The 15430-nt window shown below is 65.3% G+C and carries 14 protein-coding genes; 8 read left to right on the top strand and 6 right to left on the bottom strand.

All coding sequences use genetic code 11. The features are described 5' to 3' along the window. Positions 1–215: 215 nt before the first annotated feature. The 3 genes from dnaN (at position 216) to ACVCNR_RS13900 (ending at position 3448) form a co-directional block, all read left to right on the top strand. Positions 216–1334 (top strand): DNA polymerase III subunit beta, encoded by a 1119-nt coding sequence (dnaN, locus tag ACVCNR_RS13910; protein ID WP_447075186.1) that lies wholly within the window; start codon positions 216–218, stop codon positions 1332–1334. 34 nt (positions 1335–1368) lie between these two features. After that, positions 1369–2514, top strand: a complete 1146-nt coding sequence (gene recF / locus ACVCNR_RS13905) for a DNA replication/repair protein RecF (RefSeq protein ID WP_447075185.1) — start codon at positions 1369–1371, stop codon at positions 2512–2514. 160 nt (positions 2515–2674) lie between these two features. Next, positions 2675–3448 carry a molybdopterin-synthase adenylyltransferase MoeB gene (locus tag ACVCNR_RS13900; protein WP_447075184.1) on the top strand — a complete coding sequence of 258 codons (774 nt, stop codon included), beginning with the start codon at positions 2675–2677 and terminating at the stop codon, positions 3446–3448. On the opposite strand, the gene ACVCNR_RS13895 is transcribed toward ACVCNR_RS13900, so the two are convergent. Both ACVCNR_RS13895 and ACVCNR_RS13890 read right to left on the bottom strand, forming a co-directional pair. Beyond that, positions 3449–4669 (bottom strand): serine hydrolase domain-containing protein, encoded by a 1221-nt coding sequence (locus ACVCNR_RS13895; RefSeq protein WP_447075183.1) that lies wholly within the window; start codon positions 4667–4669, stop codon positions 3449–3451. 79 nt (positions 4670–4748) lie between these two features. Further along, entirely contained in the window at positions 4749–5750 is a 1002-nt protein-coding gene (locus tag ACVCNR_RS13890) for a 2-hydroxyacid dehydrogenase (protein WP_354196528.1), read from the bottom strand. A 172-nt stretch (positions 5751–5922) separates the two neighbouring features. Between ACVCNR_RS13890 and ACVCNR_RS13885 the strand changes: the two genes are divergently transcribed. After that, a complete protein-coding gene (locus ACVCNR_RS13885; RefSeq protein WP_354196526.1) occupies positions 5923–6501 on the top strand; it encodes an SH3 domain-containing protein in 579 nt (192 codons plus the stop codon). Between the two features lie 7 nt (positions 6502–6508). Here ACVCNR_RS13885 and ACVCNR_RS13880 read toward each other — a convergent pair whose 3' ends face one another. Both ACVCNR_RS13880 and irrA read right to left on the bottom strand, forming a co-directional pair. After that, complete coding sequence (locus ACVCNR_RS13880; RefSeq protein WP_447075182.1) at positions 6509–6865, bottom strand: DUF4260 domain-containing protein; 357 nt, start codon at positions 6863–6865, stop codon at positions 6509–6511. 15 nt (positions 6866–6880) lie between these two features. Beyond that, positions 6881–7285 carry an iron response transcriptional regulator IrrA gene (gene irrA / locus ACVCNR_RS13875; protein WP_354196773.1) on the bottom strand — a complete coding sequence of 135 codons (405 nt, stop codon included), beginning with the start codon at positions 7283–7285 and terminating at the stop codon, positions 6881–6883. 268 nt (positions 7286–7553) lie between these two features. Between irrA and fabA the strand changes: the two genes are divergently transcribed. Genes fabA through fabI form a run of 3 tightly spaced genes read left to right on the top strand, consistent with a single transcriptional unit; the run spans position 7554 to position 10150 of the window. Continuing rightward, positions 7554–8069 carry a 3-hydroxyacyl-[acyl-carrier-protein] dehydratase FabA gene (gene fabA / locus ACVCNR_RS13870; RefSeq protein ID WP_447075181.1) on the top strand — a complete coding sequence of 172 codons (516 nt, stop codon included), beginning with the start codon at positions 7554–7556 and terminating at the stop codon, positions 8067–8069. A 36-nt stretch (positions 8070–8105) separates the two neighbouring features. Further along, positions 8106–9326, top strand: coding sequence for a beta-ketoacyl-ACP synthase I (gene fabB / locus ACVCNR_RS13865; protein WP_354196520.1), 1221 nt, complete (start codon positions 8106–8108; stop codon positions 9324–9326). An 11-nt stretch (positions 9327–9337) separates the two neighbouring features. Further along, positions 9338–10150, top strand: coding sequence for an enoyl-ACP reductase FabI (gene fabI / locus ACVCNR_RS13860; RefSeq protein ID WP_447075180.1), 813 nt, complete (start codon positions 9338–9340; stop codon positions 10148–10150). Between the two features lie 55 nt (positions 10151–10205). Here fabI and ACVCNR_RS13855 read toward each other — a convergent pair whose 3' ends face one another. Beyond that, positions 10206–11210 carry a class I SAM-dependent methyltransferase gene (locus ACVCNR_RS13855; RefSeq protein ID WP_447075179.1) on the bottom strand — a complete coding sequence of 335 codons (1005 nt, stop codon included), beginning with the start codon at positions 11208–11210 and terminating at the stop codon, positions 10206–10208. A gap of 185 nt (positions 11211–11395) precedes the next feature. Between ACVCNR_RS13855 and ACVCNR_RS13850 the strand changes: the two genes are divergently transcribed. Beyond that, positions 11396–12994: an ABC-F family ATP-binding cassette domain-containing protein gene (locus ACVCNR_RS13850; protein ID WP_447075178.1), complete on the top strand. Its 1599-nt coding sequence runs from the start codon at positions 11396–11398 to the stop codon at positions 12992–12994. Between the two features lie 66 nt (positions 12995–13060). Here ACVCNR_RS13850 and pnp read toward each other — a convergent pair whose 3' ends face one another. Next, entirely contained in the window at positions 13061–15220 is a 2160-nt protein-coding gene (gene pnp, locus ACVCNR_RS13845; RefSeq protein WP_354196512.1) for a polyribonucleotide nucleotidyltransferase, read from the bottom strand. Positions 15221–15430 lie beyond the last annotated feature (210 nt).

The following is a 15430-nucleotide window of genomic DNA, read 5'->3' as shown; positions in this document are numbered from 1 at the left end:
CTTGCTTTCGGGGCGCTTTTCCTGTCAGTTTGGCTCCCATTCGGGAGCCGTGTGCGGCCTTGCGGGCGCACACGCAACGCTCCGGTACCTTGACTGAGCATCGGGATGTTCCGAAAACCGATTCCACTTTTCGGCCCGATGCTCTAAGCAATGCAGACTGAGGCAGGTTGCCGGTCCGGGAACCTGCCCTTTCCTTCAAGCGAGCCTGTTTCGTCATGCGTGTAATCCTGGAACGGTCGAACCTCCTCAAGTCCCTGAACCACGTCCACCGCGTGGTCGAGCGGCGCAACACCATCCCGATCCTGTCCAACGTCCTGCTCTCGACCGACGGTTCCAGCCTCGAGCTGAAGGCCACCGACCTCGACCTCGAGGTGACGGAGGCGACGCCGGCGCGCGTCGAGCAGCCCGGCGCCACCACGGTGCCCGCGCACCTGCTCTACGACATCGTGCGCAAGCTCTCGGACGGCGCCGAGGTGATGCTGAAGACCGACGAGGACGGCAACGCCATGACCGTCACCTCCGGGCGCTCCAGCTTCCGGCTCCAGTGCCTGCCGCAGTCGGATTTCCCCGAACTGTCGGCCGGCTCCTTCCCGCATATCTTCCGGCTGGATTCCGCGGCGCTGAAGGGCCTGATCGAGAAGACCCAGTTCGCCATCTCCACCGAGGAGACGCGCTACTACCTCAACGGCATCTTCCTGCACACCCATGAGGCGGACGGCAAGCTCAAGCTGCGCTCGGTGGCGACCGACGGCCACCGCCTCGCCCGCGCCGAGATCGACGCGCCCGCCGGCTCGGAAGGCATGCCGGGCATCATCATCCCGCGCAAGACCGTCGGCGAATTGCAGAAGCTGGTCGACGCTCCCGACGTGGCGGTGACGACCGAGCTTTCCGACACCAAGATCCGCTTCACCATCGGCTCGGTCGTGCTGACCTCGAAGCTGATCGACGGCACCTTCCCCGACTATCAGCGCGTCATCCCGACCGGCAACGACAAGCGGCTCCTCATCGACCGCCAGAGCTTCGCGGCGGCCGTCGACCGCGTTTCCACCATCTCGTCCGAGCGCGGACGGGCGGTGAAGCTGTCGCTCAGCGAGGGCCAGATCACGCTGACCGTCAACAATCCCGATTCCGGCAGCGCGACCGAGGAACTGGCCGCCGACTATTCCGCCACGCCCATCGAGATCGGCTTCAACGCCCGCTACCTGCTGGACGTCGCCGCCCAGCTCGGCAGCGGCGATGCCGAGTTCATGCTGGCCGATGCCGGTTCGCCGACCCTCATCCGCGACACCAGCGACGAGAACACGCTCTACGTGCTGATGCCGATGCGGGTATAGCGCGCATCGCAACGCATCCTGCGATGCCCGACCCATGGAAACGCTTCCCGGCCCCTACATAAGTCGGCTCACGCTGACGAACTTCCGCAACTATGCGTCGCTGTCGCTGGAGCTGAAGCCGGGGCCGGTGGTGCTGAGCGGCGACAACGGCGCCGGCAAGACCAACCTTCTGGAAGCCATATCGCTGCTGGCGCCGGGGCGCGGCCTGCGCCGGGCGCCCTATGCCGATGTGGCGCGCGAGGGGGGCGACGGCGGCTTTTCCCTGCATGCCAGGCTGGACGGCCCCGAAGGCGAGGTCGATATCGGCACCGGCATCGTGGCCGCCGAAGGGGCCGAAGGCGGGCGGCGGGTACGCATCAACGGCGCGCCGGCACGCAATGCCGACGAACTCCTGCAATGGCTGCGCGTGATGTGGCTGACGCCTTCCATGGATGCGCTGTTCACCGGGCCGGCGGGCGACCGCCGCCGTTTCCTCGACCGGCTGGTGCTGGCCATCGACGCCGTCCACGGCCAGCGCGCGCTGGCCTATGAAAAGGCGATGCGCGGCCGCAACCGGCTGCTGGCCGAAAACTCACGCGACGGTGCATGGTTCGAGGCCATCGAGACGCAATTGGCCGAAACCGGGGTGGCGATCGCCGCCGCGCGCGCCGAACTGGTGCGGCTGCTTGCCGCCAAGATCGAGCAATTGCCGGGCGACGGCCCCTTCCCGCAGGCCGATATCGCCCTTTCCGGCGAGCTGGAGGCGCAGGTCGGCACCATGCCGGCGGTCGATGTCGAGGAAGGTTTCCGCCGCGCGCTGGCCGCCGGGCGCGAACGCGACCGCGCTGCCGGGCGCACGCTGGAAGGGCCGCACCGCTCCGATCTGATCGTGCGGCACCGGCCGAAATCCATGCCGGCCGAACTGTGCTCCACGGGCGAGCAGAAGGCGCTGCTGGTCGGCATCGTGCTTTCCCATGCAAAGCTGACCGGCGAGATTTCCGGCATGACGCCGATCCTGCTGCTCGACGAGATCGCCGCCCATCTCGATGCCGGACGGCGCGCCGCACTGTTCTCCATTCTGGAGGACATGCAATGCCAGGCCTTCATGACCGGCACCGACGCCGCCCTGTTCTCCAGCCTCGATGGACGGGCGCAGTTCCTGACCGTGGATCACGGGACGGTTGGTGAGACGGCGCAGTAGCGGCAGGGCAGGGCGGAAACCCTCGTCAACTTTTTTCGATGTTCAGGCATGGATTCCCGACCTCGCAATGAGCGAAGCGAATGAAGAGTGTCGGGAATCCATGCCTGAAAGTTGCCAGTATTGTGGATGACGCCGCAACGGAAAATGCTAGTTTCCCGGCATGACGACCCTGCCTCCCCTGACCGACGACGAGCTTGAGCGCTATGCGCGCCACATCGTGCTGCCCGAGATCGGCGGCCCCGGCCAGCGCAGGCTCAAGGCGGCACGGGTGCTGGTGGTGGGCGCCGGCGGGCTCGGCGCGCCGGTGCTGGCCTATCTGGCGGCGGCGGGCGTGGGCATGCTCGGCATCGTCGACGACGACGCCGTATCGCTCTCCAACCTGCAGCGACAGGTCATCCACGGCACGGATTCGCTTGGCCGATCGAAGGCCGAAAGCGCCCGCGACGCGATCCGGCGCATCAATCCGCATGTCGAGGTCGAGCTGCATGAGCTGCGCCTGACATCCGAAAACGCCCCGGTCCTCGTCGCCGGATACGATCTGGTCATCGACGGCACCGACAATTTCGAGACGCGCTTTGCCGTGGCCGACGCCTGCGCGCAGGAAAAGCGCCCGCTGGTGCATGCCGCGGTCGGGCGCTTCGACGGCTCGCTCACCGTGCTGAAGCCATTCGAAACGGACACCGACGGAGGCAAAAATCCCTCCTACCGCGACCTGTTCCCCGAGCCGCCGCCGCCGGGCCTCGTGCCCTCCTGCGCCGCAGCCGGCGTGGTGGGCGCACTGGTGGGGGTGATGGGGACGTTGCAGGCGATGGAGGCGATCAAGCTGATCACCGGCATCGGCGAGCCGCTGGTGGGACGCCTTTTGCTCTACGATGCGCTGGCCGCCCGCTTCGACACCATCCGCTACAAGCGCCGCGACAGCGGTGACGGCTGACTACAGACCCTCGGCAATCGCCTGGAAGGCGGCGATACTCTCGCCCTTCATCGCCTGTCCGGTGTTGTTGTAGTCCTCATAGGCGGACGTCTTGGCGATGACCACCCTTCGCTCGGGGTTGACGTAGATGAACTGCCCGTAGATGCCGACGCCGGTGAAGTCGCCCCCTTTCCTCTCCGGCGGTATCCACCATTGATAGCCGTAGCCATAGCTCTTGCCGCCAAAACCGTCGTCGCGCCCCGGCATCAGGTGTTCAGCGTCGGGCGTGGTCGAGGCCCTGACCCAATCCACGGGCACGATCTGCTCGCCGGACTGGTTGCGGCCCTCATTCAGATAGAGCAAGCCAAAACGCGCATAGTCGCGCAGCACCGCATTGAGACCCCCGGCAGCGACCGCCTCTCCCTTCTGGTCCGCCAGCCAGAAGGCATCGGCCTCCGTGCCGAGCTTCGACCACAGGATCTCGTTGAAATAATCGGCCAGCGGCTTGCCCGTCGCGCCTTCCAGCACAAGGCCCAGCACCTGCGTATCGGCCGAAACGTAGCGATTGAGGGTGCCTTGCGGGATGTCGTTCTTCAGATGCGCCGTGAATTCGGCGACCGAGCCGCGCAAGATCTGGATGATGTAGCGGACGATATCCGAATTGAGGTCGCCGTAATCCTCGTTGAAGCCGATGCCGGACGACATCTGCAACACGTTCTTGACCGTCACGCCCTTGTAGCCGCCTTCGGCCAGCGCCGGCGCGTAGCTTTCCACCGGCCGTGAAATGTCGATCAACCCGTCCTCCACGGCCCTGCCGACCAGCGCGGAGACGAAGGATTTGGAAAGCGACATGGCGATGGACTGGGTATCCTGCCCATTGCCGCGCAGATAGCGTTCATGGACGATGACGCCATCCTTGATGACGATCAGGCCCGTCGTCTGCGAGCGCGCGATCCAGTCTTCGACGGACCTGCTTTCTCCCGCGAAACCGTAGCTGTCCGGCAGCGGCCGTTCCTGCTTTTCCAGCGGACTGGCGGCCGCACTCTTCGGCACCCGGATCGACGGGTACTTCACGAAAAGGGAGCGAAAATTCTGATCGATCACGTCCGGCTTGAAGTTGCCCGCATATTCAAGCGCCGCGCGATAATCGAGGATGGTGTCACGATAGGCCCAGGCGGCCCCTCCAGCCGCCACCATCACAGCCGCCCCGATGCCGAGGCTCCAGCGAAGAACCTTTTTCATGTCCCCTCCTCCACTTGTGCGGACGATAGAGGGGGAGGCCGCCGCCGACAATGGCGGGCGGGTTTACTCTGCGAGAGCCTCAAATGCGGCTTGGAATGACACGGTCCGGCGGGCGGTGCCCGTCGCAGAAGGCGCGGATATTGATGATGACCTTCTCGCCCATGTCGATGCGACCTTCCAGCGTGGCCGAGCCCATATGCGGCAAGAGCACCGCCTTGCCCTTGGCCGCCAGCTTGAGCAGCTTCGGATTGATGGCCGGCTCGTTCTCGTAGACGTCGAGGCCCGCGCCGGCAAGCTTGCCGGTCTCCAGCATCTTGAGCAGCGCCTCCTCGTCGATGAGGTCGCCGCGCGCCGTGTTGACCAGATAGGCGGAGGGTTGCAGCAACGCCAGCCGCCGCGCCGAAAGCAGGTGGAAGGTGGCCGGCGTCGAGGGGCAGTTGACCGAGATGATATCCATGCGGGCCAGCATCTGGTCGAGGCTTTCCCAATAGGTCGCCTCCAGCTCGTCCTCCAGCGCCGGCATGACGCGGTGGCGGTTGTGATAGTGGATGGACAGGCCGAAGGCCTTGGCGCGGCGGGCCACGGCGGTGCCGATGCGGCCCATGCCGACGATGCCGAGCCGCTTGCCCCAGATGCGGCGGCCGAGCATCCAGGTCGGCGACCAGCCGGCCCATTTCTTGCCTTCGGGCAGGATATTCGCGCCCTCCGTCAGCCGACGCGGCACGGACAGGATCAGCGCCATGGTCATGTCGGCCGTGTCTTCGGTCAGCACGCCCGGCGTATTGGTGACGGTGATGCCCTTCGCGGTTGCCGCGGCAACGTCGATCTTCTCGATGCCGTTGCCGAAATTGGCGATCAGCTTCAGGTTCGGGCCGGCTTCGGCAATCACCGCCGCATCGATGGTATCGGTCACGGTCGGCACCAGGACGTCGGCTTCCTTCACCGCGGCGATCAGCTCCGCCTGGCTCATCGGCCGGTCCTCGACATTCAGCCGCGCATCGAACAACTCGCGCATGCGCGTCTCGACAGGGTCGGGCAGCTTGCGCGTGATGACGACGAGAGGCTTCTTCCTGCCGGCCATATTTACCCCGATCGCGGTTACCGTTGAGACCTCTTTAACCAAGACCGGCGAAACTGCAAAGCTGTCCCGGTTCGTTAGCCTCATGTACCAAGCCGAACCGGCGAAGACAAAGAAAAAGGGGCGTGGCATTCGCACCCGTCCCATTCAACGGAATGCCTGCAAGGAAACGAAAGTGTCTGGTTTCGTGTCGTTTCGCCTTAGCCATCTTGCCCTGGGCGCAGCTTTGCTCGGCCTTGTCGCCCCGAACTTCGCCTACGCCCAGTCGGCGGGCGCGCAGTCGGCCGGTTCCCAGACCCAGAATGTACGGCTCGGCCCCAGCGGCCTGCCCCTGCCCCGCTTCGTCAGCCTGAAGTCGGCGCGCGTCAATTCCCGCGTCGGCCCCGGCACCAACTATTCGGTGGACTGGATGTACACCAAGGCCGGCCTGCCGATGGAGATCATCCAGGAATACGACAACTGGCGGCGCGTGCGCGATGCCGACGGTTCGGAAGGCTGGGTCAACCAGTCGCTGCTGTCGGGCAAGCGCACGGCAATCGTCGCTCCCTGGCAGCGGGGCAAGGAGACGCAAATCAACCTCATGCGCCGTCCCGCGGAGGACGCGGGCGTGGTCGCCATGCTGGAGCCCGGGGTGATCGGCACCATCAAGTCGTGCGACGGCCGGTGGTGCGAAATGACGTTTTCGGGCAATTCGGGCTGGATCAGCCAGTCACTGGTCTGGGGTGCCTATCCGGGCGAGAAGGTGAAGGACTGAGCCAGGCTCAGCCCCTGCCGATGCGCCCGAGATGGGTGTCGCAGAATCCGACTGTCTCTTTCAGGCCATAGCCCAGCGCCCGATCCATGCCGATATGGGCAAGCCAGATCAGGCCAAGGCCGAGCGGTAGCGTCGCATCGGAAAGATAGCCGCCGACCAGCAGCGCCAGCGGCCACGGCGTGATGTGAAAGGCGTTGTAGACATAAGCGCCGAGGCGCGGGCCCTTCCAATAGGCCAGCATCGAGAGATCGGGAGCGAGGAGAAGGACGGCGAACAGCCACCAGCTCGCGCCAGAAGCGGCATAGAGAGCCAGCGCGGCCGCCAGCAGCGCCGCGCCTTCCAGCCTCAGAAGCGCCGTCGTCACGGCAGGTTTTCCGGATTATTGCTTCGGCCGCAGCCGGATCACAATATCGACATTGGCGATTTCCATGCCCTCCGGCGGTTCCGGAATGTTGTGCACGGTCATCTGTTCGCCTTCGACGTCGAAGATACGGTTCTCGCCCTCGATGTAGAAGTGATGGTGATCCGAGGTATTGGTGTCGAAATAAGTCTTGGAGCCTTCGACGGCCAGTATCCGCAGCAGGCCCGCCTCGGTGAACTGGTGGAGCGAATTGTAGACGGTGGCGAGCGACACCGGCACGCCGGCGGCCAGCGCCTCCTCGTGCAGTTCCTCGGCCGAAAGATGGCGGTCACCCTTGGCGAACAGCAGTTCGGCCAGCGCGACACGCTGACGCGTCGGCCTCAGACCGGCGTCCCGAACCCGCTTATCCACAGCGTTCCTCATCTTCTGCGCAGGTGCATCCATTCATTCACCCCGGTTCGTCCGATTGTCCAAAACGCCACAATCCCGGCAAAATAAGGACATCGGATGAAACCATGTCTTATTCAGATATATTCTGTCACGACTGTGCGATCAATAGCGCGCATTGACCCCGGCAAACCGTCGCGTTAGAGCCACGTCGCAAGGTAAACCACGGTTTCCGGCCGGAAACGGACTGTGTTACTAGAGCTTACAGGGCGCGGGCCGCCCATATTGGACGGGGACGTTTTTGATGGCCGCAGGAAAATCCAGCTACGACTACCAGGAATTGCTCGCCTGCGCCCGCGGCGAAATGTTCGGCCCGGGCAATGCGCAGCTTCCCTATCCGCCCATGCTGATGTTCGACCGCATCACCGAAATCAGCGAGACGGGCGGCGAATTCGACAAGGGTTTCATCCGCGCCGAACTCGACATCCATCGCGACCTGTGGTTCTTCCCCTGCCATTTCATCGGCGATCCGGTCATGCCCGGCTGCCTCGGCCTCGACGCCATGTGGCAGCTCACCGGCTTCTTCCTCGGCTGGCTGGGCGAGCCCGGCAAGGGTCGCGCCCTGTCCACCGGTGAGGTAAAGTTCACCGGCATGGTCACGCCTTCGGTCAAGAAGGTCGAATACGGCATCGACTTCAAGCGCGTGATGCGCGGCCGGCTGGTGCTCGGCATCGCCGATGGCTGGATGAAGGCCGATGGCGAGACCATATACAAGGCCACCGACCTGCGCGTAGGCCTGTTCAAGGAAGCCGCAGCCTGACCTTCGCCGGGTCCTGCCAGCCATGAAGGAGCACTCATGAGACGCGTCGTTGTCACGGGCCTGGGTATCGTGTCTTCCATCGGCAACAATGCCGATGAGGTGACCGCCTCCCTTCGCGATGCCAGATCCGGCATCAGCTTCTCCGAATCCTTCGCCGAACACGGCTTCCGCTCGCAGGTATGGGGCGCGCCGACGCTCGATCCGGCCGAACTGGTCGACCGCCGCGCCATGCGCTTCCTGTCGCGCGGCGGCGCCTGGAACCATGTCGCCATGGAACAGGCCATCGCCGATGCCGGCCTCGAGCAGGGCGACATCACCAATGAGCGCACCGGCATCATCATGGGCTCCGGCGGCCCTTCGACCCGCACCATCGTGGAAGCCGCCGAAACGACGCTGAAGAACGATTCGCCCAAGCGCATCGGTCCCTTCGCCGTGCCGAAGGCGATGTCCTCCACCGCCTCGGCCACGCTCGCCACCTGGTTCAAGATCCACGGCGTCAACTACTCGATCTCCTCGGCCTGCTCGACCTCGGCGCACTGCATCGGCAATGCAGCCGAGCTTATCCAGTGGGGCAAGCAGGACATGATCTTCGCCGGCGGCCATGAGGACCTCGACTGGACGATGTCCAACCTGTTCGACGCCATGGGCGCCATGTCCTCGAAGTACAACGACACGCCGTCCACCGCATCGCGCGCCTATGACGCGACCCGCGACGGCTTCGTCATCGCCGGCGGTGCCGGCGTGCTGGTGCTGGAGGAGCTGGAGCACGCCAAGGCGCGCGGCGCGAAGATCTATGCCGAGGTGGTCGGCTACGGCGCCACTTCCGACGGGTTCGACATGGTGGCCCCTTCCGGCGAGGGCGCGGTGCGCTGCATGCGCCAGGCGCTGTCCACCGTTTCCGGCAAGGTCGACTACATCAACACGCACGGCACTTCGACACCGGTGGGCGACGCCAAGGAAATGGCGGCCATCCGCGAGGTGTTCGGTGCCGACATGCCCAATATCGCCTCCACCAAGTCTCTCACCGGCCATTCGCTCGGGGCCGCGGGCGTGCAGGAATCGATCTATTCGATCCTGCAGATGCAGGGCGGCTTCATCGGCGAAAGCGCCCATATCACCGAGCTGGACCCCGAATTCGAGGGCATGCCGATCGTGCGCAAGCGCATCGACGACGCCAGGATCGATATTGCGCTCTCCAACTCCTTCGGCTTTGGCGGCACCAACGCGACATTGGTCTTCCAGCGCTATTCCGCATAAAGGGCTCCAGAATGGATTCACTGATGAAAGGCAAGCGCGGGCTTGTCATGGGGGTGGCCAACGACCATTCCATCGCCTGGGGCATCGCACGCCAGCTTGCCGCGCAGGGCGCGGAACTGGCCTTCACCTATCAGGGCGAGGCTTTCGGCCGCCGCGTCAAGCCACTGGCCGAGCAGGTCGGCGCCTCGCTGCTCATCCCCTGCGACGTGGAAGACAGCGCCTCCGTCACCGCCACCTTCGACACGCTGAAGGACGAATGGGGCGGGCTCGACTTCGTCGTCCATGCCATCGGCTTTTCCGACAAGAACGAGCTGAAGGGCCTCTATGCCGACACCACGCGCGACAACTTCGTGCGCACCATGGTGATCTCCTGCTATTCCTTCACCGAAGTGGCCCGCAACGCCGCCGCGCTGATGAACGAAGGCGGCTCGATGCTGACGCTGACCTATGCCGGCTCGGTGCGGGTCATGCCGAACTACAATGTCATGGGCGTCGCCAAGGCCGGACTGGAGGCGAGCGTGCGCTATCTCGCCAACGACTACGGCCCGCGCGGCATTCGCGTGAACGGCATTTCGGCCGGTCCGGTGCGCACGCTGGCGGGTGCCGGCATTTCCGACGCGCGCTACATGTTCAACTACCAGAGCCGCAACGCACCGCTGCGCCGCACGGTCAACATCGACGAGATCGGCAATTCGGCGCTCTACCTGCTGTCGGACCTCTCCTCGGGCGTCACCGGCGAGATCCACTACGTCGATTCGGGCTACCACATCGTCTCGATGCCGACGCTGGACGAACTGAAGCGCATGGACAGCGACAAGGGCTGATCCGAGCCATCCATTTGTTCTTGCAACGCCGGAGCGGCCCCCGTCCGGCGTTGTTTCATTTGCGGGCCAGAAGCACCTTGAAGCGATTGTCGCGGGCGGTCTCCTGCGAGGCGGCGAAGGCGCCCGAAAGGATCGCTTCGTAGGGCAGTTGCCGGTTGGCGACCATGACCAGCCGCCCGCCCGGTTTCAGCGCCTTGGCAGCCGTCTCGATCAGCCGCCGGCCGATCTCCGGTTCCGCCGCCCTGCCCTGATGGAAGGGCGGGTTCATGACGACCCAGTCATAGCGCCGCTCGACCGGCTCGCCGATCAGGTCCTGCCAGAAGAAGCCGGAGGCCTGCGGCACGTTGCGGCGCGCGGCTTCCAGGGCCTCGAAATCGGCCTCGTAGAGATCGAGCGACTTGATGTCGGGAAAGCGGTCCGTGATGCCGGCGGCCAAAAAGCCCCAGCCGGCGCAGAAATCCGCGACATGGCCGGAAATGCCGTCGGGCAGGTTCTCGGCCAGCAGGCGCGAGCCGGCATCGATGCGGTCGAAAGAAAACATGCCCGGCGCGGTGTGGAAGCGGTTTTCGACCAGCGCCGGCGGATTGCCCGTGCGCAGCTTCGCGGCCGCCTCCGTGCCCTCCGGCCGGCGCAGCCAGAAGGCGATACCGTGATATTTCGGCAGGGCATCCACCAGCGGCACCAGCCCATCGATGCGCTTGCGCAGCGAGGCGATGCCATCCTCCTTGCCACCGGCGACCAGGATCGCACCACCCGGCGCCACGCGCTCCAGCGCCTCGGCGATCCACACCTCGTTCTGGCCACGATGCCGACCGGCCAGCACCAGCGCCATGGCGTAGCCGTCACCTTCCGCGCGTGGCGCGACGTTGCGGCCGGCGGATTGCAGGGCACGGAAATGCGGGCGGAACCCCTGCACGCAATGCAGCTCGGCCTCGAAGCCTTCCGGCAGGCGGAAGCCCGGCTCCGCGCCAAGGAACAGCGCATGGCTGCCTGCGGCGGGCGCATCCAGCGCTCCGGTGTCGAAAGGATGGAACAGGGTTTTGAGGGAGTCGGAAGCCATATGCGGCTGATAGAGCAATTTCGCCGCCCGTCCAGCATCTTTCTGCTGCTTCCGGCGTGCGCACTTGCATCGCAAGCCGCGACGACCTAGCTATGAGCCTCGATCCGCCAGACCGGAGGCACCAGTGAACGATTTCTCCTTGACCGCTACGCGAACCCGCTTCGTCATCAGGGAAATCTTCACGCATGCCTTCCATCGTCTGTTCCGATCTCAGCTTTTCCACGCCTGACGGCCGCCAGCTTTTCTCAAGCCTCGATCTTGCCTTCGGTCCCGGCCTCACAGGCCTCATCGGCCGCAACGGCGTCGGCAAAAGCACCCTCCTTCACATCATTGCCGGCAGGCTGAACCCGCAGACCGGCTCCGTGGCGGTCAACGGCACGATGGCCGTGTTCGACCAAACGGTCCAGGTTGACCCTGCGGCCACGGTTGCCGACCTGTTCGGCGTCGGGACCCAGCTTGCCCTGATCCGGCGGGCAAGCGCAGGCGAGGCGACGGTCGAGGAACTGGCCGATATCGACTGGACACTCGAGGCCCGCATGGAGGCTGCCCTCGCCCGGATGGGGCTGGGAGCCATGCCGCAAACGCCGCTGCACATGCTTTCAGGCGGCCAGCGCACGCGGGCCGGCCTTGCCGCGCTCCTCTTCTCGGACGCCGATTTCCTGCTGATGGATGAGCCCACCAACAATCTCGACCGCGACGGCCGCCGGGCGCTCCATGACATGCTGGCAGGCTGGCGCAAGGGCGCGCTGGTGGTCAGCCATGACCGGGAACTGCTCGAACTCATGGACGAGATCGTCGAGCTGACCTCGCTTGGCGCCACCCGCTATGGCGGCAACTGGAGCCATTATCAGGAGCGCAAGGCGCTGGAACTGGCAGCCGCCCGGCACGACCTCGACCTCGCCGAGAAGAAGGCGACGGAGGCGGCCCGCACCGCGCAGATCGCGGCGGAGCGCAAGGCCCGCAAGGACAGCGGTGGCCGCAAGAAGGCGGCGAAGGGCGACATGCCGCGCATTCTTCTCGGCGGCATGAAGGAACGCGCCGAAAACAGCGGCGGGGCTGGAGCGCGCCTTGCCGATGCCCGGCAGGCCGAAGCGCACGAGGCCGTCTCGGCGGCGCGCGGGCGCGTGGAAGTTCTGCAAAAGCTGTCCGTCTCGCTGCCTTCAACCGGCCTTGCCGCCGGCAGGACGATGCTGCGACTCGATCATGTGACGGCGGGCTATGAACCGGGGCGCCCGGTTCTCGATGACCTGTCCCTCGCCGTTACCGGGCCGGAGCGCATCGCCGTCACCGGCCCGAACGGTTCCGGCAAGACCACCCTGCTGGACGTGATCGCCGGGCGTCTCGCGCCCTTCTCCGGCGCGGTGCAGGTGGCAACCGACATGGCCATGCTCGACCAGCGCGCCAGCCTGCTCGATCCTGCCCTGTCGGTGCGCGACAATTTCCGCAAGCTCAATCCGGGCTCGACCGAGAACGCTTGCCGGGTAGCGCTCGCCCGCTTCAAGTTCCGCGCCGATGCGGCGCTTCAACAGGTGGCGGAACTGAGCGGCGGCGAACTGCTGCGCGCGGCCCTTGCCTGCGTGCTCGGCGGAAGCAAACCGCCGCCCCTGCTCATACTGGACGAGCCGACCAATCACCTCGATCTCGATTCCATCGCCGCTATCGAAGCGGGACTGCAAGCCTTTGACGGCGCGCTCCTCGTCGTCAGCCATGACGAGGCATTTCTGAAAGCTCTCGACATCTCGCGCCGCCTCGAACTGCCCTCCGGCGCAGTCGTTCCCGCGTAGCAGGACCCCAAACGGAAACGGGCGCGCCTTTCGGCGCGCCCGCTTGATCCGGCAGTCGGGAAAGGATCAGGCGTCTTCGCCTTCAGCCTTCTTTTCCTCGTCCTGCTTCTTTTCCTTGGCGATCTCCTTGCCGGTGGCCTGGTCGACAACCTTCATGGACAGGCGGACCTTGCCGCGCTCGTCGAAGCCCATCAGCTTGACCCAGACCTTGTCGCCTTCCTTGACCACGTCGGTGGTCTTGGCGACGCGCTGGTCGGAGAGCTGCGAGATGTGCACGAGGCCGTCGCGCGGGCCGAAGAAGTTGACGAAGGCGCCGAAGTCGGCGGTCTTGACCACCGTGCCCTCGTAGATCTCGCCCACTTCCGGCTCGGCCACGATGGTGTGGATCCACTTCTTGGCCGCCTCGATCTCCTTGGCGTTGGAAGAAGCGATCTTGACCGTGCCGTCGTCCTCGATGTTGATCTTGGCGCCGGTCTTCTCGACGATCTCGCGGATGACCTTGCCGCCCGAGCCGATCACGTCGCGGATCTTGTCGGTCGGGATGGTCATGACCTCGATGCGCGGCGCGAACTCGCCGAGCTCGGAACGTGCGCCCGAAAGCGCCTTGGCCATCTCGCCCAGAATGTGCTCACGGCCACCCTTGGCCTGCTCCAGCGCAACCTTCATGATCTCTTCGGTGATGCCGCTGATCTTGATGTCCATCTGCAGCGAGGTGATGCCGCCGGCCGTGCCGGCCACCTTGAAGTCCATGTCGCCGAGGTGGTCCTCGTCGCCCAGGATGTCGGAGAGCACCGCGAAGCGCTCGCCTTCCTTGATCAGGCCCATGGCGATGCCGGCCACCGGCTTGGCCAGCGGCACGCCGGCATCCATCAGCGCCAGCGAGGTGCCGCAGACGGTCGCCATCGAGGACGAGCCGTTGGATTCGGTGATCTCGGAGACGACGCGCAGCGTGTAGGGGAACTGCTCTGCCGAAGGCAGCATCGGGTGGATGGCGCGCCAGGCGAGCTTGCCGTGGCCGATCTCGCGGCGGCCGGGCGAACCCATGCGGCCGGTCTCGCCGACCGAATAGGGCGGGAAGTTGTAGTGGAGCAGGAAGGCTTCCTTGCGAGTGCCGGTCAGTTCGTCGATGAACTGCTCGTCCTCGCCGGTGCCCAGCGTGGCGACGACGATCGCCTGCGTCTCACCGCGGGTGAACAGGGCCGAGCCGTGGGTGCGCGGCAGAAGGCCGACCTCCGACACGATCGGGCGGACCGTCTTGAGGTCGCGGCCGTCGATGCGCGAGCCGGTGTCGAGGATGTTCCAGCGCACGATCTTGGCCTGGAGTTCCTTGAACACGGTGGCGACCTGCTCGGCCGACCACCGGGCGTCCTCGCCCTCGGCGGGCGTGAAGGCGGCCTTGACCTTGGCCTTGGCCGCGTCGACGGCGGTGTAGCGGGCCTGCTTGTCGGTGATCTTGTAGGCGTCGCGCAGGTCGGCCTCGGCTACGGCGAGGATTTCCTTCTCCAGGGCCGACAAATCCTCGACCTTGTGCTCACGCGGCTCCTTGGCGGCAACCTCGGCCAGCTTGATGATCGCCTCGATCACCGGCTGGAAGTGCTTGTGGCCGAACATGACGGCGCCGAGCATGGTCTGCTCGTCGAGTTCCTGCGCTTCGGATTCCACCATCAGCACAGCCTCGGAGGTGCCGGCCACGATGAGGTCGAGCTTGGACTCCGGCATCTCGTCGATGTGCGGGTTGAGCACATACTCGCCGTTGATGTAGCCGACGCGCGCGCCGCCGACCGGGCCCATGAAGGGCACGCCGGAAAGCGTCAGGGCAGCCGAAGCGGCAACCATCGACAGCACGTCGGGGTTGTTCTCGCGGTCATGCTGGACGACGGTGATGATCACCTGCGTGTCGTTCTTGTAGCCGTCGGCGAACAGCGGGCGGATCGGGCGGTCGATGAGGCGCGAGACCAGCGTCTCGTTCTCGGAGGGACGGCCTTCGCGCTTGAAATAGCCGCCGGGGATCTTGCCGGCCGCGTAGGTCTTTTCCTGGTAGTTGACGGTCAGCGGAAAGAAATCGAAGCCCGGCTTCGGCTCCTTGGCCGAAACGACGGTGGCGAGAACCATGGTCTCGCCATAGGTCGCGAGAACGGCGCCGTCAGCCTGGCGGGCGATCTTGCCGGTCTCCAGAATGAGCGGACGTCCGCCCCATTCGATTTCCACTTTGTGCTGATTGAACATGTCTTGTCCTTCATATGCGGCCGGACCGCTGTCGCCCTTGGCGACGCGGTCCAAACCTTCTGGCTTGTTTCGGGCAGCCACGGGCAAGACAACGGGAAGCTCGGAATGATCGGCGCAAGGCCGGGGCGAGCATCCTGCAATCCTGCCCCATGACCGTCCACGGGGCGGTTCCGGCGACCCTCTTCGCCATGGAACCTAACTACGGGCCGA

It is taken from the genome of Aquamicrobium terrae (genome assembly GCF_052978165.1).
The sequence above is the reverse complement of the archived record's forward strand: the minus strand, read 5'-3'. Positions and strand labels throughout refer to the sequence as shown.

What these genes read in the sequence shown, in the direction of transcription:
- ACVCNR_RS13890 (WP_354196528.1), bottom strand. Translation starts at nt 5,750, where the DNA reads ATGGCCGGCAGGAAGAAGCCTCTCGTCGTCATCACGCGCAAGCTGCCC.
- fabI (WP_447075180.1), top strand. Translation starts at nt 9,338, where the DNA reads ATGGATTCACTGATGAAAGGCAAGCGCGGGCTTGTCATGGGGGTGGCC.
- ACVCNR_RS13850 (WP_447075178.1), top strand. Translation starts at nt 11,396, where the DNA reads ATGCCTTCCATCGTCTGTTCCGATCTCAGCTTTTCCACGCCTGACGGC.
- pnp (WP_354196512.1), bottom strand. Translation starts at nt 15,220, where the DNA reads ATGTTCAATCAGCACAAAGTGGAAATCGAATGGGGCGGACGTCCGCTC.
- irrA (WP_354196773.1), bottom strand. Translation starts at nt 7,285, where the DNA reads ATGAGGAACGCTGTGGATAAGCGGGTTCGGGACGCCGGTCTGAGGCCG.
- ACVCNR_RS13855 (WP_447075179.1), bottom strand. Translation starts at nt 11,210, where the DNA reads ATGGCTTCCGACTCCCTCAAAACCCTGTTCCATCCTTTCGACACCGGA.
- fabB (WP_354196520.1), top strand. Translation starts at nt 8,106, where the DNA reads ATGAGACGCGTCGTTGTCACGGGCCTGGGTATCGTGTCTTCCATCGGC.
- ACVCNR_RS13895 (WP_447075183.1), bottom strand. Translation starts at nt 4,669, where the DNA reads ATGAAAAAGGTTCTTCGCTGGAGCCTCGGCATCGGGGCGGCTGTGATG.
- fabA (WP_447075181.1), top strand. Translation starts at nt 7,554, where the DNA reads ATGGCCGCAGGAAAATCCAGCTACGACTACCAGGAATTGCTCGCCTGC.
- dnaN (WP_447075186.1), top strand. Translation starts at nt 216, where the DNA reads ATGCGTGTAATCCTGGAACGGTCGAACCTCCTCAAGTCCCTGAACCAC.
- ACVCNR_RS13900 (WP_447075184.1), top strand. Translation starts at nt 2,675, where the DNA reads ATGACGACCCTGCCTCCCCTGACCGACGACGAGCTTGAGCGCTATGCG.
- recF (WP_447075185.1), top strand. Translation starts at nt 1,369, where the DNA reads ATGGAAACGCTTCCCGGCCCCTACATAAGTCGGCTCACGCTGACGAAC.